The organism is Streptomyces sp. NPDC088400 (assembly GCF_044753355.1).
Lineage (GTDB): Bacteria > Actinomycetota > Actinomycetes > Streptomycetales > Streptomycetaceae > Streptomyces.
On record NZ_JBIVMZ010000003.1, the window covers coordinates 254,525 to 272,903 of the forward strand.

The following is an 18,379-nucleotide window of genomic DNA, read 5'->3' on the forward strand; positions in this document are numbered from 1 at the left end:
CCCGGTGTGGGATCAGGACTCGGGGAGGGCGACGGCCGCGCGCCGGTGCCGGCGTTCGACCACGGAGGCGATGACCCGTGGCGTGAGGACGGAGGCGACGAGCAGCAGCCCGGTGACGATGACCTGCACCTCGTTCGGCACATCGTTCAGCGTGAGCAGGTTCTTGAGGACTCCGATGAGCAGCACACCGGCGACCGCGCCGAAGAGCGTGCCCTTGCCGCCGTCGAAGTCGACGCCGCCGAGCAGGACGGAGGCGATGACGAGCATTTCGAAGCCGAGGCCGTTGTCGGCGCGCGCGCTGCCGTAGCGGAGGGTGAAGACGATCCCCGCGAAGGCGGAGAACAGTCCGGTGACGACGAAGAGGATCAGTTTGAAGCGCTTGACCCTGATCCCGGCGAAGTACGCGGCCTCCTCCTGCGCGCCGATGGCGAACAGCGACCGTCCGAAGGCGGTGGAGTGCAGCAGTACGGCCGTGGCCACGGCCAGCACGATGAACAGGGCGATGGGATACGTGATGAAGGTTCCGGGGATGGTGGTGGTGTCCACGGCCCAGTCGGCGTACGCCTGAGGGAAGCCGGTCTCCGCGTCGCTGCCCAGTACGACGGAGGCGAGGCCCCGGTAGAGGGCGAGGGTGCCGATGGTGACGGCGAGCGAGGGCAGGCCCACGCGTGTGACCAGCCAGCCGTTGAGGAGGCCTCCGGCGACTCCCACCAGCAGCACGACCGGCACGATCAGCTCGAAGGCCCAGCCCGCGCTCCACAGCGACCCGGTCAGCGCGCTGCCCAGACCCAGCATGGAGGCGACGGACAGATCGACCTGCCCGGCCACCACCAGCAGGGTCATGGGGAGGGCGATGAGGGCGACTTCGACGATGTCGTTGAAGGCGAAGGCGAGGTTCTCGCCGGAGCCGAAACCGTCGGTGGTGCCGAGACCGACGGTGAGGACCGCCACCAGCAGGACGCCGACCGCCGTGTCCCAGCGCAGTCCCACGGCCTTGACGGACTCACGGACCGTCGCGGAGCGGGGGCCGGGCGCCTTCGCCGGGGACCCCGGCGCTGCCTCTTTCTCCGCCGCTTTCCCTGTCTCTGTCTCAGGCGCCATTCCCATGCCGGGCGCTCCTCTTCCTCAGTGCGGCTGTCATGCGCAGGGTGACGATCCGGTCGACGCTGATGGCCAGGAGGAGCAGCCCGCCCGTGATGGCGCCCTGCCAGAACGCGTCGACCTTCAGGACGACCAGCGCGCTGCCGATGGTGGTGAGCAGCAACGCGCCGAGCGCCGCGCCCCATACCGTGCCGGTGCCGCCGGTGATGGCGACGCCGCCGACGACCACGGCGCTGACGACGGTGAGTTCCCAGCCGTGGGCGTTGTCCGCGACGACGGTTCCGAAGCGGGCGAGCCACAGGGCGCCGGCGAAACCTGCCACGGCGCCGGAGAAGGCGTACGCCCCGAGGATCCGGCGGCGGATCGGCACACCGGCCAGCCGGGCGGCCTCCGGGTTGGAGCCGATCGCGTACAGCTCGCGCCCGGAGCGGTAGCCGCGCAGGAAGTACGCGGTGGCGGCGAGCAGGAGCACGGCGATGAGCGGCAGGTAGGGGATGCCCAGGACGCTCCCGCTGCCCAGGTCGAGGATCGGGTCGGGGACGTCGACGGCGCTGATCTGGTCGCCCTGCGCCCACCAGTAGTCGAGTCCCTGGATGATGTAGAGCATGCCGAGGGTGACCACGAGCGCGGGGACCCGGCCGAAGCTGACCAGGGCGCCGCTCACCAGTCCGCAGGCCACACCGAGAGCGATGCCCAGCAGCATCACCGTGAGTACGCCGTGGTCGGTGCCGGCGACGAACTTGCCGCAGGCGAAGGCGGAGAGCCCGACGACCGAGCCGACCGAGAGGTCGATGTTGCGGGTGACGACGACCACGGACTGGCCGACGGCGAGCAGGACCAGGATGGAGGCGTTGAGGAGAAGGTCCTTGACGCCCTGGTCGTCGAGGAAGCGCGGGTTGGAGATCCAGGTGCCGAGGACGAGCAGCGCCAGCGCTCCGGCGATGCTGATCTCCCGGGCCCGGAACACCGCGTCGACCAGCGAGCGGGCCGAGCCGTCGTCCTTCTTCGTCGTGGTGGGCTTGTCCAGCGTGGTGGTCATGCCGCCGCCTTCGCGTTACGCCCGGTCGCGGCCGCCATGACCGTTTCCTCGGTGGCCTCGGTCCGGGGGATCTCCGCGGTGAGCCGGCCCTCGTGCATGACGAGCACCCGGTCGGCCATGCCCAGGACTTCGGGCAGGTCGGAGGAGATCATGAGGACCGCGAGCCCGTCGGCGGCCAGCGAGGACAGCAGGCGGTGCACCTCGGCCTTGGTGCCGACGTCGATTCCGCGGGTCGGTTCGTCGACGATGAGCACGGCCGGTTCGGTGGCGAGCCACTTCGCGAGGACGACCTTCTGCTGATTGCCGCCGGAGAGCACGCCGACGGGATCGGCGAGGCGGTTGTACTTGAGTCGCAGGCGTACGGCCCAGTCCGCGGCCCGGCCGCGCTCCAGCGTCCGGCGCACCATGCCGCCCCGGCCGAGCCGGTCGAGTCCGGTGAGGGCGATGTTCCGTTCGATGGACATGTCCATCACCAGACCGCGCTGACGCCGGTCCTCGGGGACGAGCGCGAGCCCGGCGTCCATGGCGGCGGTCGGTGAACCGGCGGCCAGCGTACGTCCGTTGACCTGGACCTCGCCCGCGTCGGCCCGGTCGACACCGAAGACGGCCTGTGCCACCTCGCTGCGGCCGGCGCCGACCAGCCCCGCCAGCGCGACGATCTCGCCCCGCCGCACTTCGAACGACACGTCCCGGAACACGCCCTCCCGGGTCAGCCGGCGCACCGACAGGGCCGTCTCCCCCACCTCCGCCCGCTGCTTGGGATACAGCTCACCGAGGTCACGGCCGACCATGCCGCGTACCAGATCGTCCTCGGTGAGTCCGGCCAGTAACTCGGAGGAGATCCAGCGGCCGTCGCGCAGGGTGGTGACCCGCTGGCAGAGTTCGAAGATCTCCTCCAGCCGGTGGGAGATGAACAGGACGGCCGCGCCTTCGGCCCGCAGGGTTCTTACGACGGAGAACAGCCGGGCCGTCTCGCTGCCCGTCAGGGCCGCCGTGGGCTCGTCCATGATGAGGACGCGCGCGTCGAAGGAGAGCGCCTTGGCGATCTCGACGATCTGCTGGTCGGCGATGGACAGTCCACGGGCGGGCCGGTCGGGGTCGAGCTCCACGCCGAGCCGCTTCATGAGGGCGGCGGTGGTGTCCCGTACGGCCGCACGGTCGATACGGCCCAGGGACCGGCGCGGCTGACGCCCCATGAAGATGTTCTCGGCGATGGACAGGTCGGGGAAGAGGGTCGGCTCCTGGTAGATGACGGCGATTCCGGCGTCCCGGGCGTCCGCCGGGCCGTGGAAGACGACGGGCGCGCCGTCCAGCAGCACAGCGCCGGTGTCGGGCCGGTGCACGCCCGCGAACGTCTTGATCAGGGTGGACTTGCCCGCGCCGTTCTCCCCGGCGAGGGCGTGTGCCTCACCGGGGAACAGTCGCAGGGAGACGTCCCGCAAGGCCCGTACGGCGCCGAAGGACTTGCTGACATCCTTCAGCGCCAGGACCGGGGCGGGACCCGGGGCGGGCTGGTTCATGGAGGCTCCTCGGCGGCGGGGCTCGTGACGTCAACGCCGTGAAAGGTTTCAACGAGATTGCACGGAAGCTAAACGCCGTTCGCCGACGGCGTCAATGGTCCGTGCGCGACATTTTCCGGTGAATTCACGGGGTGCGTCCCGGGCAACCACAGGTGTCGCACGAGGGGTTGACACGTCCGCGCGACTCCCATAGCTTCACCGCGATGAAACGATTCATAAGGAATTGCCTCGCTGATTGCCTTATTGATCGCGCCACTGATCGCATCATTGACTCGCGGACTCGCGTCGCGAGTCCGCACCACGGGAGCGCTGAGAGATGACGGGTCGATCCGCCGAGTCCGCTGTGAAGGCGGCGCTGAAATCGCAGGCCGTCGAAACGCCGTCCTGGGCGTTCGGGAATTCGGGCACGCGGTTCAAGGTGTTCGCGCAGCCGGGTGTGCCGCGGACACCGCAGGAGAAACTGGCCGACGCCGCGCGGGTGCACGCGCACACGGGCGTGGCCCCGTCGGTGGCCCTGCACATCCCGTGGGACCGCGTGGACGACTACGGCGCGCTCGCCGCCCACGCCCGGGAGCTGGGACTGCGCGTCGGGGCGATCAACTCGAACGTGTTCCAGGACGACGACTACAAGCTGGGTTCCGTCACCCATCCGGACCCGGCGGTGCGCCGCAAGGCGCTCGGCCACCTGCTGGAGTGCGTGGACGTCATGGACGCCACCGGGTCACGCGATCTGAAGCTGTGGTTCTCCGACGGGACCAACTACCCGGGCCAGGACGACATCTCGGCACGCCAGGGGCGGCTCGGCGAGGCACTCTCGGCGGTGTACGAGCGGCTCGGCGAGGGCCAGCGGATGCTGCTGGAGTACAAGCTGTTCGAGCCCGCCTTCTACGCGATGGACGTACCGGACTGGGGGACGGCGTACGCGCACTGCCTGCGGCTGGGGCAGAAGGCCCAGGTCGTCGTGGACACCGGGCACCACGCGCCGGGCACCAACATCGAGTTCATCGTCGCGGTCCTGCTGCGGGAGAGGAAGCTCGGCGGATTCGACTTCAACTCCCGCTTCTACGCCGACGACGATCTGATGGTCGGGGCCGCCGACCCCTTCCAGCTGTTCCGGATCATGTACGAGGTGATCAGGGGCGGCGGGTTCACTCCGGACACCGCCTTCATGCTCGACCAGTGCCATAACATCGAGGAGAAGATCCCCGCGATCATCCGGTCGGTGATGAATGTCCAGGAGGCCACGGCCAAGGCTCTGCTGGTGGACGCGGAGGCGCTGGACGCGGCTCAGCGCGGCGGGGACGTACTGGCGGCCAACGCGGTGCTGATGGACGCCTTCAACACCGATGTACGCCCGCTGGTGGCCGAGGCCCGTGCCGAACTGGGCGCGGACGCCGACCCGGTCGCCGCGTATCACGCGTCCGGTTACGGAAAGAAGATCGTCGCCGAGCGGATCGGCGGCACCCAGGCGGGCTGGGGAGCCTGAACGGCCGTCACGTACGGCCGTCTTCTGGCGCCCGCCCCGTACGTGCGTCGCGCACGTCCCGCACACCTGACCCGTGAGTCTCGTACACCCGCCTCGTACGCCCCCGTACACCGGCCTCGTAGGTCCGCCTCGCCCGCGGACCGCACATCACAGAGGGACATGATGACCGACCAGCCTCACCTCCATCCCGCGGCGGCTCAGCTGCTCGACCGTTCGCACCGGCTCGGCGCCGACCCCCGCAACACCAACTACGCCGGTGGCAACACCTCCGCGAAGGGATCCGCCACCGACCCCGTGACCGGCGACGACGTCGAGTTGATGTGGGTCAAGGGATCCGGCGGCGATCTGGGCACCCTCACGGCGGGCGGACTGGCCGCGCTGCGCGTCGACCGGCTGCGCGCGCTCACCGCGGTCTATCCGGGGGTGGCGCGCGAGGACGAGATGGTCGCCGCGTTCGACTACTGCCTGCACGGCAAGGGAGGTGCCGCCCCGTCGATCGACACCGCCATGCACGGTCTGGTCGACGCCCCTCACGTGGATCACCTCCATCCCGACTCCGGCATCGCCCTGGCCTGCGCGGCGGACGGCGAGAAGCTGACGGCCGAGTGCTTCGGCGACACCGTGGTCTGGGTGCCCTGGCGGCGCCCCGGATTTCAGCTGGGCCTGGACATCGCCGCGGTCAAGGAGGCCAACCCGGCGGCGATCGGCTGTGTGCTCGGCGGCCATGGCATCACCGCCTGGGGCGACAGCTCCGAGGAGTGTGGGCGCAACTCCCTGCACATCATCCGTACCGCCGAGGCCTTCCTGGCCGAGCGGGGCACGCCCGAGCCCTTCGGTCCCGTACTCCCCGGGTACGAGCCGCTGCCCGAGGACGAACGTCAGGCCAGGGCCGCCGCGCTCGCCCCACTGATCCGTGGTCTGGCCTCCACCGACCGGCCCCAGGTCGGCCACTTCGACGACAGCGGGCCGGTCCTCGACTTCGTCTCCCGCGCCGAGCACCCGCGGCTGGCGGCCCTGGGAACCTCCTGCCCCGATCACTTCCTGCGCACCAAGGTCCGCCCCCTGGTCCTCGATCTGCCCTCGGACGCGCCGCTGGAGCGGACAAAGGAGCGGCTGGCCGAGCTGCACTCCGCCTACCGCGAGGAGTACCGGGCCTACTACGAACGGCACGCCTCCCCCGATTCGCCGCCGATGCGCGGCGCCGACCCGGCGATCGTGCTGGTGCCGGGCGTGGGCATGTTCTCTTTCGGCAAGGACAAGCAGACCGCCCGGGTCGCCGGGGAGTTCTACCTCAACGCCATCAATGTGATGCGCGGCGCCGAGGCGGTCTCCTCGTACGCGCCCATCGAGGAGTCCGAGAAGTTCCGTATCGAGTACTGGGAGTTGGAAGAGGCCAAGCTGCGCCGGATGCCCGCGCCCAAGGCGCTGGCCACCCGGGTCGCGCTGGTGACGGGCGCGGGCTCCGGGATCGGCCGGGCCGTCGCGCACCGGCTGGCCGCCGAGGGTGCGTGTGTCGTGGTCGCCGACCTCAAGGCCGAGAGCGCCGCGACGGTCGCCGGCGAACTGGGCGGCTTGGACAAGGCGATCGCGGTGACCGCCGATGTGACCGACGAGGAGCAGATCAGGGCCGCGTTCGACGCGGCGGCCCGCGCCTTCGGCGGAGTGGATCTGGTCGTCAACAACGCCGGTATCTCGATCTCAAAGCCACTGCTGGAGACCACCGCCGGGGACTGGGACATCCAGCACAACATCATGGCCCGCGGCTCCTTCCTGGTCTCCCGCGAGGCCGCGCGGGTGATGACCGACCAGGGCTTCGGCGGCGACATCGTCTACATCACCTCCAAGAACGCGGTGTTCGCGGGGCCCAACAACATCGCGTACTCCGCGACCAAGGCCGACCAGGCCCATCAGGTACGGCTGTTGGCCGCCGAGCTGGGCGGGCTCGGGGTCCGGGTCAATGGTGTGAACCCCGACGGAGTGGTCCGCGGATCCGGCATCTTCGCGGGCGGCTGGGGCGCCGAACGCGCGGCGGTGTACGGCGTGGAGGAGGAGAAGCTCGGCGAGTTCTACGCCCAGCGCACACTGCTCAAGCGGGAAGTGCTGCCCGAGCATGTGGCCAACGCGGTGTTCGCCCTCACGGGCGGCGACCTCAGCCACACCACGGGGCTGCACATCCCGGTCGACGCGGGGGTGGCGGCGGCGTTCCTGCGCTGACGTCAGGACGGGTTGCGGAAGTCCCGTCTCCGTACGGCGTCGGGCCGGGGCACGACCGGCCCCGGCCACCGTGCTCCGTACTGCCCTGGCCACCGTGTTCCGTTCGGCACGGCTTCCTGCCCGACCGCCGATCCATCGATCAGCAGCTCTGCCGATCCACCGACCAGCCGACCAGCCGACCAGCCGACCAGCCGACCAACGAGGTCCGTCGTGTCACCCACTTCATCCGCCTCACGCACCTCGCCGGTCCTGGGGGCCTCACCAGCCTCACGCACCGGACCGCTCCCCTTCGCCGCTGTCGACCTCGGCGCGTCCAGCGGCCGGGTCATGGTCGGTCATGTCTCGAACCGTGGCGCGGGCACACTGCGTCTCCAGGAAGTCCACCGGTTCCCCAACCGCCCGGTGCGCGCCGCCGGAACACTGCACTGGGACATCCTGTCCCTGTACGGGGGCGTGCTCGACGGGCTGCGGGCGGCCGGTACGACAGCGGGGCGGGCGCCGGCGAGCATCGGTATCGATACCTGGGCCGTCGATTACGGGCTGCTCGACGCGTCCGGTGCGCTGCTCGGCAACCCGGTGCACTACCGCGACACCCGCACCGAGGGCGTCGCGGACAAGGTCGCCGCGGTGCTGCCGCCGGATGTCCTCTACGCGGCCACCGGCCTCCAGTACCTGCCGTTCAACACCCTGTACCAGCTGACCGCCGCGCAGGGCGGTCCGGTGCTCACCGCCGCGCGCCGACTGCTGCTGATCCCGGACCTGATCGCGTACTGGCTCACCGGCGAAGCCGGGACCGAGATCACCAACGCCTCCACGACACAGCTCATCGACCCCCGCACCCGTGACTGGTCCCGGCCCGTCGCGGACGCCCTCGGGATCGATCTGACGCTGTTCGCACCTCTGCGCGGACCGGGCGACCGAGCGGGGCGGCTGCTCCCCGAGGTCCTGGCCGAGACCGGGCTGACGGATCCGGTTCCGGTGACGGCCGTCGGTTCCCACGACACCGCTTCCGCCGTGGTGGCGGTCCCCGCGTCGGGCGACCGGTTCGCCTATGTGGCCACCGGCACCTGGTCGCTCGCGGGGCTGGAGCTGGACGCCCCCGTCCTCACCGAGGAGAGCAGAGCGGCCAACTTCACCAACGAACTGGGCGTCGACGGAACCGTCCGCTATCTCCGCAACATCATGGGGCTGTGGCTGCTCCAGGAATGCCTGCGTACCTGGGAGGCCGAGGGCACTCCCCAGCGGCTGGACCGGCTCCTGCGCGAGGCAGCCGATGTGCCGGGGCTGCGGTCGTTCGTGGACGCCGACGACCCGGCGTTCCTCGCCCCCGGCGACATGCCCCGGCGCATCACGGACGCCGTTCGCCGCTCCGGTGGGCACGCGCCGGAAGGGCCCGCCGAGATCACCCGCTGTGTCCTCGACTCGCTGGCCCTCGCCCACCGGCGCGCCATCGAGGACGCCCAGCGGCTGTCCGGCCGCGTCGTGGACACCGTGCACATCGTCGGTGGTGGCGCGCACAACGAACTCCTGTGCCGCCTCACCGCCGACGCCTGTGGCCTCCCCGTGGTCGCGGGCCCCGCGGAGGCCGCCGCCTTCGGCAACGTACTCGTACAGGCACGCGCGGCCGGCTCCGTCGGCGGCGATCTCGCCGACCTGCGCGCGCTGCTCCGGGGCACGCTGGAACCGCGCCGGTACGAGCCCACCGGCGACCAGGCCGGCTGGGACCGGGCGGCGGCATCGATCGGCGCCGGGAGGGCCCGGTCGTAACGCGTACGGCCGGCTCCGGGCCACCCGTCTACGCGGCACCCGCCGCGCATATGATGGTCACACCGATCAGGGGTCCCAACACGATGTGACAGGACGGGCAGGACGCGTGACGCAGACGGTCGGCATCAAGGACGTGGCCCGGCTGGCCGGGGTCTCGGTCGGCACCGTCTCGAACGTGCTCAACCGACCCGAGAAGGTGTCGGAACAGACCCGCGTCCGGGTACGGGCGGTGATCGACCAGCTCGGCTTCGTCCGGAGCGAGACGGCCCGGCAGCTCCGGGTCGGCACCAGCCGCATTCTGGCCATCCTGGTGCTCGACATGGCGAACCCGTTCTTCGTCGCCGTCGCGAAGGGCGCCGAGCGCGCGGCCCGCGAGGCCGGGCTCGGGGTGATGCTCTGCAACAGCGCGGGAAGTTCGGCCGAGGAAGCGGAGTATCTGTCGCTCTTCGCCGAACAGCGGGTACGCGGAGTGCTGCTGACGCCGGCCGACACGACCGGCCGCAATGTGCGGGAGTTCGCGCGCCAGAACATTCCGTACGTCCATGTCGACCGGGCCGTACCGGCCGCCGAGGGCTGCTCCGTCTCGGTGGACGATGTGGCCGGCGGCGCGCTCGCGGTCCGGCATCTGCTCGCGGCCGGGCACCGCTCCATCACGTACATCAGTGGCCCGATGTTCCTCCCGCAGTGCCGGGATCGTCGTACGGGCGCGCTGGCCGCCCTGCGCGAGGCCGGTCTGCCCGAAGAGGCCCTGCGGCAGGTGGAGTCGGCGCGTCTCGACGTGGCGTCCGGCATAGACGCCGGCGCACGGCTGCTGGGTCTCGCGCAGCGCCCGACGGCCGTCTTCTGCGCCAACGACCTGCTGGCGCTGGGGGTGCTGCAAGCCATGTACGGGGCCGGAGTCGACGTTCCCGGCGATGTGTCGATCGTCGGTTACGACGACATCGAGTTCGCCGCGGCGGCGGTCGTACCGCTCACTTCGGTACGGCAGCCGGCGGACGCGATGGGGCGCGCGGCCGCGGAGATGCTGATGGACGAGACGGGCCAGGACACGGAACACCACACGCATCGCTCCGTCGTGCTCCAGCCCGAGCTGGTGGTGCGCAGTTCGACACGCAGGCTGGGCCCGGACCAGGCCGAGGCATCCGTTTCGGAGCGCTGACCGTTCCGTCCGCTGCCCGTCCGGTGTCCTCGACGAGCACCGGACGGGACGGGCGGCTCGGCACTTCCCCGCGACGCCGCGCCCGGCCCGGCCATGGGACGAACAGGAGTCAGCAGCGCGCGGAGGCCGGCAGCCCGCCGTATTTGTCACCCTTGAGGTATACGGCGCTGACATAGCCCTCGGCGAGCCGCACCCAGACGTCGTTGGAGTAGCCGTTGTCGGTGATGTTCTGGCCGGTCTTCCAGCAGGAGGCGCCGCGGGTCTCATTGGCCGCGACGTGTCCGGTGATCGGGCTCGCGGTCGTGGCCTCGGCACGGACATTGACATTCGTGTACGCCGTGACGCCGTACGGCAGACCTGCCGCGGCGGCCTGCGCCGTGGCCGTACCGCCGGCCAGGAACAGACCGGTGGCGAGTACGCCGACACCGATCGATGCCAGCGTCTTGATCCTTTTCACCATGCTTCTCTCCGTGTCCTTCTGTCGTGCTGTTGTGGTAATCCGTCTCTTCCGTGCCTTCCACAACTCTGGACGATGACGGAAAGCAGACGGTTGCACGCTATGCGGCTGTTTCGACCGCTGTACACCCATCCGTACCACCTGGGAGCAAGATTGACGGCTCATCAGAAAAGCAGAAGAAATGGGCAGCCCATGCCCCCGTCCGCGATTCTGTCCGCGGTGGACGCGGCGGTCGGATCCATCGGCGTCCGGCCCGAGGACGTGTCGCTGCGCGAGCCTCTGCCGGGCGGCACGTACAACACGCTCGTCCGGATCACCCTGCGCGACGGGCGCCGGTGGGTGGTCAAGATTCCCCCGCCCATGTCACTCCCCGGACTCGGCTACGAGCGCGGACTGCTCCACGGCGAGGTGACGTTCTACACCGCGGTGGGCGCGGTCGGCGGCGTGCCGGTGCCGCAGGTCGTGCGGTACGAGACCGATCCGGGCGCCGCGACGGGGGCGTTCCTGATCATGTCCGAGCGCCCGGGGACGCCGTGGCAGGAGTCGGACGGGGATCTGTCGCCTGAGGAACGTGCAGCGCTACGGCGGGAGTTGGGGGGATTGGTCGCCCGTTCGCATACGGTGACCGGGCCCGGATTCGGTTACCCGGGGCACCCCCTGGGCCCACTCACCGGGACATGGCGGGAAGCGTTCACCACGATGATGGAACGGCTTCTGGACGACGCCGAACGCTACGGGGCGCGGCTGCCCCGGAGCTCCCACGCGATCCGTGCCCTGACGGCCGGGGTGTCGGAGGTGCTCGACGAGGTCGCTGTCCCCGTCGCGGTCCACTTCGATCTGTGGCAGGGCAATGTGCTGCTCGACGGCGCGGCCGGCGCACGTTCGGTCAGCGGGATCATCGACGGCGAGCGGATGTTCTGGGGCGATCCGCTCGCGGAGTTCGTCTCGCCCGCGCTGCTCGGCGACATCGAGGACGACGCCGACTTTCTGGCCGGATACGCGGCGGCGGGCGGCCGGGTGGTGTTCGACGCTCCGGCCCGGCTGCGGATGGCACTCTACCGCTGCTACCTCTACCTGATCATGTTGGTGGAGGTGGTTCCTCGTGCCGCTCCGGACGACCGGGTCGACTGGACTTGGTGCCATGTCGCCCCACAACTCGAAGCGGCCCTGGTGCGGTTGGAGTCGGCGAACGGACTCGGGCGCGGCGGACGACGTCACTGACCTGGGTTTCGGTGGCCTCGGCGCGGGGCCACCGACACCTGTTGCCCGGAGGGGCACTCGGGTCTTTCGTCGGATCAGGCGGGGGCCGCGAAACACTGGATCGTGACCGTCTGGTCCTGGCTCCAGCGCTGGTCGACCACTGCCAACAGGTTCCAGCCCAGGCGGTCGTAGAGCGCTGCCGCCGCCGTGTCGGAGGCCACGACGTCCAGCACGGGGTGCAGCCCCCGCCCCCGCGCCTCCTTCGCACCCTGGGAGATCAGCAGGGCGCCGATGCCATGGCTCCTTGCCGACGGAGAGACGAAAAGGCGGTTGACCACCGCGGTGGCCTCCGCGCCCGTTCCCGCACGGCTCCCCCAGAGCGCGGGCGCCACATCGTCCGCGCAGGCCGGGGACAGGGCCAGATGGCCGACGATCCGGCCGTCCAGTTCGGCGACCCAGGCCCCGAACTGCGTCGGCTGCGCCAGCCAGTCCGTGGGACACGTCGGCCAGTTCACCGGGTAACCGTCACTCTTATGCACTTCGGCGAGCATCCGCACACACTCTTCGAGGTCGCCCTCGTCGCGCCGCCGGACCTCACACATGGGGATGTCATCTGCCGTCGGCATAGTCTGTCGATTCACCGAACCATGCAACCACAATCGACGGCTGCCCTTGCCTCATCCTCCTCACTCCGCAGCGAGTCACAGGAGAGGCACGTCATGGGGAACGCGACCGGACGACATCTGACACAACACTCTGTTCACGGTGAACCCTTGCTGTACGACGGACAGTTGATTCAAGGGTGAGACAACTACCACCCCGGCACCAACCAGTGGCCAAGGCTGTTACGGACAGCCTCCGTTCGGTCAAGGCCTCTTCGGTCAGGGTCTCTTCGGTCAGCGCCTCTTCGGTCAGCGCCTCTTCGGTCAGGGCACGATGGGCAGCGAGGAGCCCGCCGGTTCATAGACGAAGTCCTCGACGCCACTCGCCTGGGTCGACCCGCGAGTACGGAGTTGACGGTCACTCCACTGCCCGCCCCCTTGATGCGGCCCCGACACCTGTGCCATATATGTCTAGACCATTTCCCCCGGGTGGAGGACACGGCCATGCGAAAGATCCTCAGGATTGCCACGCTCATATCCGCCGCCGTCCTCGCCCTGGCCGCCTGCGGCTCGAACGACGAGGAACCGAAGGCGCCTTCGGCACCGAGCGGGGTCACGGCCCAGGCCGGAAGCGCCACTTCCGTCCATGTCATGTGGAACCAGGCCCCGACCAAGGCCGGCATCAGCGGCTACACGGTGTACCGGGGCGGAGCGAAGGTCAAGGACGTCCCGGCCACGCGGAACATGACCGATGTCACCGGGCTGAAGCCGTCGACCGCCTACACCTTCACCGTCCGCGCCCGGGACACCCACGGCACGCTCTCACCGCACAGCACCGGCACCCCTGTCACCACTCCGGGCACGGTCACCGAGGACAGGAAGGCACCCGCCCGGCCGACCGGACTCACGGGAAAGAGCGACGGCGCGCGGGCCGTACTGCTCCGTTGGGGCAAGGCAACGGGCGATCAGGGCATCACCTCGTACGACATCCACCAGGGAGGCTCGAAGATCCATAGCGTCGGTGGCGACACGTCCACCGCACGCGTCACCCGGCTGCGGCCGGGTACCCGCTACCGCTTCACGGTCACCGCCCGGGACGCCGCGAGCAACATCTCACCCGCCAGCCGCTCCGTCGAGATCACCACCCCGCGCGGCGCCGGCGACGATCCCGACACCGCACCGACCGCGTTCCGGGCCACGACGCGCACCGCCGACGGCGCGTACTACCTCGATCTGTCCTGGCTGGCGCCGAAGACCGGCGACAGCACCGGGGTCCCCTCCTATCAGATCTATCTCGACGGAACGTTCGCGACCACGCTGGCCTGGGGCGGTGAGCCTCCCCGGGGCCGGGCCACCCACAGCATCCAGGTCGGCAAGAGCGGCGGGACCTACCGGGTGAAGCTCCGCGCCCAGTTGCCCGACGGCAACTGGGGCGCGTTCTCCACGGAGCTCACCGTCACCACCGGCGGCGGCCGGCCCTGACCTCCCCGCGGAACGCGTCCGCACACGAGAGGCGCCCGGGGCGAGGACCGTCCGCGCCGGGCGAGGACCGCGACACCGGGGAAGGATGAGACCCGCGGGGCGACCCGTACCCCGAGCCGCTCGGGCTCCCCCGATTCCCCGAGAGGAAATGCCGATGTCCGTCCGCAGGGTCGTGCCCGACATCCGGACCGAAGCCATGGAGGAGAGCCGGGACTTCTACGTACTTCTCGGACTGGAGGAGGTCATGAACCAGGGCTGGGTCATCACACTCGCCTCACCCTCGCAGCCCACCGCCCAGATCACACTGTTGCGGCACGACGAGACCTCCGCCATCGTCCCCGACCTGAGCATCGAGGTGGACGACGTGGACGCGGTGTACGCGGGCGTGGCCGGTCGCGGCGCCGAGATCGTGCACCCCCTGCGGGACGAGACCTGGGGCGTACGACGGTTCTTCGTCATCGACCCGAACGGCCGCGTGGTCAATGTGATGAGCCATCACCAGCGGTGACACAGGCCCCCTCCTCCGTACCCGAAGACGTGATCTCGTCGAGGTGGTTCTCCACCCAGGCACGCACCTGCCCGAGCGGCTCGGCCACACCGTGGCCGAGCTCCGTCAGCGCGTACTCGACATGGAGCGGAACGGCCGGGTACACCGTGCGGTCGACGAATCCGTGATCCTCCAGACGGCGCAGGGTGTTCGTCAGAACCTTGGGACTCACGCCCTGAAGCCGTCGCTGGAGCGCGCCGAAGCGTCGTGGACCGTCCTCCAGCGCGCCGATGGCCAGCGCGGCCCACTTGTTGGCCAGCAGATCGAGCACATTCCGGCACGGACACTGTGCCGCATAGACATCGTGCTCAGCATGTCGGCCCGTCGTACATGCGATGGCCATGACGTCTCCCTCCATACTGTCCTGAACTGCATGCTTTCCTAAGGATAGTAATCATCCTTGCGGGATACCACTACCCCAGGACTAGCGTGCAGGTGTCGATCAACAACCGGCCGGACGGTCCCGTACGTGCCCCGGCCAGCACCCCAGGAGAACGCGATGAGCAGCAGTACGACCATGCGCGCGATCAGCCAGGACACCCTCGGTGGCCCCGAGGTCCTCCACCTCACCGAGCAGGAACGCCCGGAACCGCTGCCGACCGAGGTCCAGGTGCGCGTCCACGCGGCGGGGGTGAATCCCGTCGACTGGAAGACCCGCGAGGGCGGCGGGATGGCCGGCGTGCTGGGCGAACCTCCCTTCGTACTGGGCTGGGACGTCTCCGGCGTGGTGACGAAGGTCGGCTTCGGTGTCCATACCCTCAAGGTGGGCGACGAGGTGTACGGCATGCCGTGGTTTCCCCGGCAGGCCGGGGCCTATGCCGAGTATGTGACCGCACCGTCGCGCCAGTTCGCGCTGAAGCCGACGACCGTGGACCATGACCGGGCCGCCGCGGTGCCGCTGGCCGCGCTCACCGCGTGGCAGTCGCTCGTCGACGCCGCACGGGTCGAGCCGGGACAACGGGTCCTCATCCACGCCGCCGCGGGCGGTGTGGGCCACTTCGCGGTGCAGATCGCCAAGCACCTCGGCGCGCGGGTCATCGGCACCGCGAGCGCCGCCAAGCACGACTGGCTGCGCTCGCTGGGAGCCGATGAACTCATCGACTACACGGCGGTCCGGTTCGAGGATGCCGTAGGCGATGTCGATGTCGTGATCGACCTCGTCGGGGACGACCACGACGCGACCAGCACGCGCTCGCTGAAGACCCTCCGGCCCGGCGGCATCATCGTCGCCGTCCCCTCGGGAGTCTCTCCCGAGCTGGTGGATTCGGCCCATGCCCAGGGGCTGCGGGCGAGCGCCTTCCTGGTGGAGCCCGACGGGCCGGCCCTGACCCGGATCGCGGGGCTGATCGACGAGGACATCGTGAAGGTCGAGGTCGAGGACGTACTGCCGTTGGCGGACGCCGCCGAGGCCCACCGCCGCGGCGAGTCGGGACGTACCCGTGGCAAGCTCGTCCTGCGTGTCGCCTCCTGACGTCCGGCCCCCGGATCCGATGCCCGTTCTCCGGCTGATGGCCGGACCATGGATCCGGCGCTCGGCCGGAACAGGGTTCCGGCTCATGGCCGGGACGCGGTTCCGGGCCGGCGGCCCTTCTTGATACGCAGCCGGGCCAGCAGGCCTCTGCGGTCACCTCCGCATGCCGGCTCGCACGCCTCCACCGGCAGGGGTCCTGCTCCGTCACCGCCGGGTGCGATGCCCTCGTCGGGAGCGGGGCCCTCCGGTCGAGGGACCGGGTGCGTGCCCGATCGAGGTGCAGGGTGTGTGCGCCGAGCTTCCGCCAACAGCGTGTGCAGACTGGCCCGGTGCCACCGGATCTCGTCCGGATGATCCGCCGTCACCAGGCGCCGCACCGTCGCCTGCGCCGCCTCCGACTCCGGGTAACCATGGGCGAGATCCGGTCGCAGCCGGTTCAGATACGCCCGTTCGTACGGGTCACGTGCCAGCTCGGCGAGCTGGGCCGGGTCCAGCACACAGCTCACGACCGCCGCGCGCTCCCAGGGGCCGTCGCTCTCGTGCAGCAGATGGCCGATACGTCTGCCCCGCCAGTTCCGAGGACGCAGGTCGTCACCCGCGTCGAGTCCGCCACAGAGCGTCCGTGGGAGCCGTCCGGTGAGCAGCTCCGGTTCCCGGGCAGCGAACGCCCGTAGCTCATCCGCCAGATAGAGCCATACGACCGCTCGATAACGATTCAGGTAGAACCTGACCGGCGTGATGAATCCCGCCCTGGCGAGCCTGGCGAAGCGGCCGGGGCTGACGGGCATCAGCGCCGCTCCCTCGGCCGTGCCCACGGTCCGTACCCGCTCACGCAACGTGTCCGGGAATCCCTCCGCCGCCCGCAGACGGTCGATCTCCCGCCGGGTGACCTGCCTCCGGCCCGGGGTGGCCCCGGAGATCGTACGGATATGGCCCAGCTGCGCGGCGAGCTCGAACTCGCCGCGCTTCAGGCACAGTTCCCGAGCGGCCCGCGTGACGCCGACGGCCTGTGCTCTGCCCCCCGCTCCGGTTCCGGCCCCGGCACCACCCCCGGCTCCGGCCACGGGCCCGACGGCCGGAGACTGGCTCCGTACTCCGCTCCGTACTCCGCTCCGGACATCACTGACAGACATACTGGTCCTCCCCCGCGAGTCGTAACTACTCTCGGTGACGACCGTAGCGCGACGACGCCATTCTTCGCGCGGCCTGTGGATAACCGCCGAGGGCCGAGCGGGAACCTCAGTTCAAAGGCTCGTTCACAAGGCCGATCGGACCAGTTCGGAGCACGCTCAGAGACCGCTCAGGCTGGTATTTCCGGGCTGCCGGGCGGCGACACCGAGATGTTCACCGACCCGGTTGACGAGCAGAGTCATCTCGTAGGCGACCTGGCCGACGTCGGCCTCGGCCGACGTCAGGACGCACAGGCAGCTGCCGTCACCGGCCGCGGTGACGAAGAGGATCGCCTCGTCGAACTCGACCATCGTCTGCCGTGCCTTGCCCGCTTTGAAGTGACGTCCTGAACCCCGCGCGAGGCTGTGCAGCCCCGAGGAGACCGCCGCGAGGTGCTCGGCGTCCTCACGCGCCAGACCCGTACTGGCTCCCGTCACCAGGCCGTCGTTGGACAGCACCAGCGCGTGCTTTATGTGCTCGACCCGTTCGGTCAAGTCGTCCAGCAGCCAGTCGAGTCCCTTTTCCAGCGGCATTGCCGTTCCTCCCCCTCCATATGTCCCCCGCTCTCACAACGTCCGTAGCCTTTCGCACCGGCCGCCTGCGGGCAAGCGGTCCCGGGACACCAGAACCCCGGATCCCTTGACTCTCACGTCTCCGGAACGTCGCGTCACTCCGCCTCACCTCGCGCCGTGTCACGTCGCGCCGGATGCGCGGGCGTCGGAAAATGGCGGCATGGCGACAAACATGAGCAAGGACGAATGGCACAACTTCGTCTCCCACGGCACACGCACCGGCAAGCTGTCCACCGTCCGGGCCGACGGGAGTCCTCATATCGCACCCATCTGGTTCGTACTGGACGGTGATGATCTTGTCTTCAATACCGGCAAAGACACCGTGAAGGGCCGCAACCTGCTGCGTGACGGCCGGATCGCGCTGTGCGTGGACGACGAACAGCCGCCGTTCGCCTTCGTGGTGATTCAGGGGCGGGCCGAAATCGACGAGGAACCCGAGCAACTGCTCGCCTGGGCGACCCGGATCGCCGCACGGTACGTGGGCGAGGAGCGGGCGAAGGAGTTCGGGGAGCGCAACGGCGTGCCCGGCGAGCTGGTCGTGCGGGTACGGATCGACAAGGTCCTGGCCTACGCGGACGTGGCGGACTGAACC

At 69.9% G+C, this 18,379-nt stretch carries 17 protein-coding genes; 9 read left to right on the top strand and 8 right to left on the bottom strand.

Annotated features, from left to right (window positions below; genetic code table 11):
* Window positions 1-12 precede the first annotated feature (12 nt).
* Genes ACIQD6_RS09225 through ACIQD6_RS09235 form a run of 3 tightly spaced genes read right to left on the bottom strand, consistent with a single transcriptional unit; the run spans window position 13 to window position 3,660 of the window.
* Window positions 13-1,107 (bottom strand): ABC transporter permease, encoded by a 1,095-nt coding sequence (locus ACIQD6_RS09225; protein ID WP_401880081.1) that lies wholly within the window; start codon window positions 1,105-1,107, stop codon window positions 13-15.
* The gene (locus ACIQD6_RS09230) at window positions 1,091-2,140 is read right to left on the bottom strand and encodes an ABC transporter permease (RefSeq protein WP_401880083.1); all 1,050 of its coding nucleotides are present in this window, start codon (window positions 2,138-2,140) and stop codon (window positions 1,091-1,093) included. The genes ACIQD6_RS09225 and ACIQD6_RS09230 overlap by 17 nt, the downstream gene beginning before the upstream one ends.
* Window positions 2,137-3,660 carry a sugar ABC transporter ATP-binding protein gene (locus tag ACIQD6_RS09235; protein ID WP_401880085.1) on the bottom strand — a complete coding sequence of 508 codons (1,524 nt, stop codon included), beginning with the start codon at window positions 3,658-3,660 and terminating at the stop codon, window positions 2,137-2,139. The genes ACIQD6_RS09230 and ACIQD6_RS09235 overlap by 4 nt, the downstream gene beginning before the upstream one ends.
* A 316-nt stretch (window positions 3,661-3,976) precedes the next feature.
* Between ACIQD6_RS09235 and rhaI the strand changes: the two genes are divergently transcribed.
* The 4 genes from rhaI (at window position 3,977) to ACIQD6_RS09255 (ending at window position 10,286) form a co-directional block, all read left to right on the top strand.
* Window positions 3,977-5,146 (top strand): L-rhamnose isomerase, encoded by a 1,170-nt coding sequence (rhaI, locus tag ACIQD6_RS09240; RefSeq protein WP_401880086.1) that lies wholly within the window; start codon window positions 3,977-3,979, stop codon window positions 5,144-5,146.
* A gap of 162 nt (window positions 5,147-5,308) precedes the next feature.
* Window positions 5,309-7,360 carry a bifunctional aldolase/short-chain dehydrogenase gene (locus ACIQD6_RS09245; protein WP_401880088.1) on the top strand — a complete coding sequence of 684 codons (2,052 nt, stop codon included), beginning with the start codon at window positions 5,309-5,311 and terminating at the stop codon, window positions 7,358-7,360.
* 249 nt (window positions 7,361-7,609) lie between these two features.
* Window positions 7,610-9,127: a rhamnulokinase family protein gene (locus tag ACIQD6_RS09250; protein WP_401880771.1), complete on the top strand. Its 1,518-nt coding sequence runs from the start codon at window positions 7,610-7,612 to the stop codon at window positions 9,125-9,127.
* 106 nt (window positions 9,128-9,233) lie between these two features.
* A complete protein-coding gene (locus ACIQD6_RS09255; RefSeq protein WP_401880090.1) occupies window positions 9,234-10,286 on the top strand; it encodes a LacI family DNA-binding transcriptional regulator in 1,053 nt (350 codons plus the stop codon).
* A 109-nt stretch (window positions 10,287-10,395) separates the two neighbouring features.
* On the opposite strand, the gene ACIQD6_RS09260 is transcribed toward ACIQD6_RS09255, so the two are convergent.
* The gene (locus ACIQD6_RS09260) at window positions 10,396-10,746 is read right to left on the bottom strand and encodes an SH3 domain-containing protein (RefSeq protein WP_401880092.1); all 351 of its coding nucleotides are present in this window, start codon (window positions 10,744-10,746) and stop codon (window positions 10,396-10,398) included.
* A 189-nt stretch (window positions 10,747-10,935) separates the two neighbouring features.
* Here ACIQD6_RS09260 and ACIQD6_RS09265 point away from each other — a divergent pair, with 189 nt between their 5' ends.
* Window positions 10,936-11,964: a phosphotransferase family protein gene (locus ACIQD6_RS09265; RefSeq protein WP_401880093.1), complete on the top strand. Its 1,029-nt coding sequence runs from the start codon at window positions 10,936-10,938 to the stop codon at window positions 11,962-11,964.
* A 74-nt stretch (window positions 11,965-12,038) separates the two neighbouring features.
* On the opposite strand, the gene ACIQD6_RS09270 is transcribed toward ACIQD6_RS09265, so the two are convergent.
* Window positions 12,039-12,569 (bottom strand): GNAT family N-acetyltransferase, encoded by a 531-nt coding sequence (locus tag ACIQD6_RS09270; protein ID WP_401880095.1) that lies wholly within the window; start codon window positions 12,567-12,569, stop codon window positions 12,039-12,041.
* A gap of 480 nt (window positions 12,570-13,049) precedes the next feature.
* Here ACIQD6_RS09270 and ACIQD6_RS09275 point away from each other — a divergent pair, with 480 nt between their 5' ends.
* The gene (locus ACIQD6_RS09275; RefSeq protein ID WP_401880096.1) at window positions 13,050-14,027 is read left to right on the top strand and encodes a fibronectin type III domain-containing protein; all 978 of its coding nucleotides are present in this window, start codon (window positions 13,050-13,052) and stop codon (window positions 14,025-14,027) included.
* 154 nt (window positions 14,028-14,181) lie between these two features.
* Window positions 14,182-14,535 (top strand): VOC family protein, encoded by a 354-nt coding sequence (locus tag ACIQD6_RS09280; protein WP_401880098.1) that lies wholly within the window; start codon window positions 14,182-14,184, stop codon window positions 14,533-14,535.
* Here ACIQD6_RS09280 and ACIQD6_RS09285 read toward each other — a convergent pair.
* On the bottom strand, window positions 14,507-14,917 hold the full coding sequence (locus tag ACIQD6_RS09285; protein ID WP_401880100.1) for a winged helix-turn-helix transcriptional regulator: 411 nt from the start codon (window positions 14,915-14,917) through the stop codon (window positions 14,507-14,509). The two genes, ACIQD6_RS09280 and ACIQD6_RS09285, sit on opposite strands and share 29 nt — an antisense overlap.
* Window positions 14,918-15,073: 156 nt before the next feature.
* Here ACIQD6_RS09285 and ACIQD6_RS09290 point away from each other — a divergent pair, with 156 nt between their 5' ends.
* Window positions 15,074-16,045, top strand: coding sequence for an NADP-dependent oxidoreductase (locus ACIQD6_RS09290; protein ID WP_401880101.1), 972 nt, complete (start codon window positions 15,074-15,076; stop codon window positions 16,043-16,045).
* Window positions 16,046-16,128: 83 nt separating this feature from the next.
* Here the strand turns inward: ACIQD6_RS09290 and ACIQD6_RS09295 are convergent, their stop codons facing one another.
* Both ACIQD6_RS09295 and ACIQD6_RS09300 read right to left on the bottom strand, forming a co-directional pair.
* On the bottom strand, window positions 16,129-17,178 hold the full coding sequence (locus ACIQD6_RS09295; protein ID WP_401880103.1) for a DUF6397 family protein: 1,050 nt from the start codon (window positions 17,176-17,178) through the stop codon (window positions 16,129-16,131).
* A gap of 156 nt (window positions 17,179-17,334) precedes the next feature.
* Entirely contained in the window at window positions 17,335-17,748 is a 414-nt protein-coding gene (locus ACIQD6_RS09300; protein WP_401880105.1) for a roadblock/LC7 domain-containing protein, read from the bottom strand.
* A 199-nt stretch (window positions 17,749-17,947) separates the two neighbouring features.
* Between ACIQD6_RS09300 and ACIQD6_RS09305 the strand changes: the two genes are divergently transcribed.
* Window positions 17,948-18,376 (top strand): PPOX class F420-dependent oxidoreductase, encoded by a 429-nt coding sequence (locus tag ACIQD6_RS09305; RefSeq protein ID WP_401880107.1) that lies wholly within the window; start codon window positions 17,948-17,950, stop codon window positions 18,374-18,376.
* The last annotated feature ends 3 nt before the right edge of the window (window positions 18,377-18,379 follow it).

Coding starts and splice junctions, on each gene's coding strand:
- ACIQD6_RS09225 (WP_401880081.1), bottom strand. CDS start 1,107: ATGGGAATGGCGCCTGAGACAGAGACAGGGAAAGCGGCGGAGAAAGAG.
- ACIQD6_RS09230 (WP_401880083.1), bottom strand. CDS start 2,140: ATGACCACCACGCTGGACAAGCCCACCACGACGAAGAAGGACGACGGC.
- ACIQD6_RS09235 (WP_401880085.1), bottom strand. CDS start 3,660: ATGAACCAGCCCGCCCCGGGTCCCGCCCCGGTCCTGGCGCTGAAGGAT.
- rhaI (WP_401880086.1), top strand. CDS start 3,977: ATGACGGGTCGATCCGCCGAGTCCGCTGTGAAGGCGGCGCTGAAATCG.
- ACIQD6_RS09245 (WP_401880088.1), top strand. CDS start 5,309: ATGACCGACCAGCCTCACCTCCATCCCGCGGCGGCTCAGCTGCTCGAC.
- ACIQD6_RS09260 (WP_401880092.1), bottom strand. CDS start 10,746: ATGGTGAAAAGGATCAAGACGCTGGCATCGATCGGTGTCGGCGTACTC.
- ACIQD6_RS09265 (WP_401880093.1), top strand. CDS start 10,936: ATGCCCCCGTCCGCGATTCTGTCCGCGGTGGACGCGGCGGTCGGATCC.
- ACIQD6_RS09270 (WP_401880095.1), bottom strand. CDS start 12,569: ATGCCGACGGCAGATGACATCCCCATGTGTGAGGTCCGGCGGCGCGAC.
- ACIQD6_RS09275 (WP_401880096.1), top strand. CDS start 13,050: ATGCGAAAGATCCTCAGGATTGCCACGCTCATATCCGCCGCCGTCCTC.
- ACIQD6_RS09280 (WP_401880098.1), top strand. CDS start 14,182: ATGTCCGTCCGCAGGGTCGTGCCCGACATCCGGACCGAAGCCATGGAG.
- ACIQD6_RS09285 (WP_401880100.1), bottom strand. CDS start 14,917: ATGGCCATCGCATGTACGACGGGCCGACATGCTGAGCACGATGTCTAT.
- ACIQD6_RS09290 (WP_401880101.1), top strand. CDS start 15,074: ATGAGCAGCAGTACGACCATGCGCGCGATCAGCCAGGACACCCTCGGT.
- ACIQD6_RS09295 (WP_401880103.1), bottom strand. CDS start 17,178: ATGTCTGTCAGTGATGTCCGGAGCGGAGTACGGAGCGGAGTACGGAGC.
- ACIQD6_RS09300 (WP_401880105.1), bottom strand. CDS start 17,748: ATGCCGCTGGAAAAGGGACTCGACTGGCTGCTGGACGACTTGACCGAA.
- ACIQD6_RS09305 (WP_401880107.1), top strand. CDS start 17,948: ATGGCGACAAACATGAGCAAGGACGAATGGCACAACTTCGTCTCCCAC.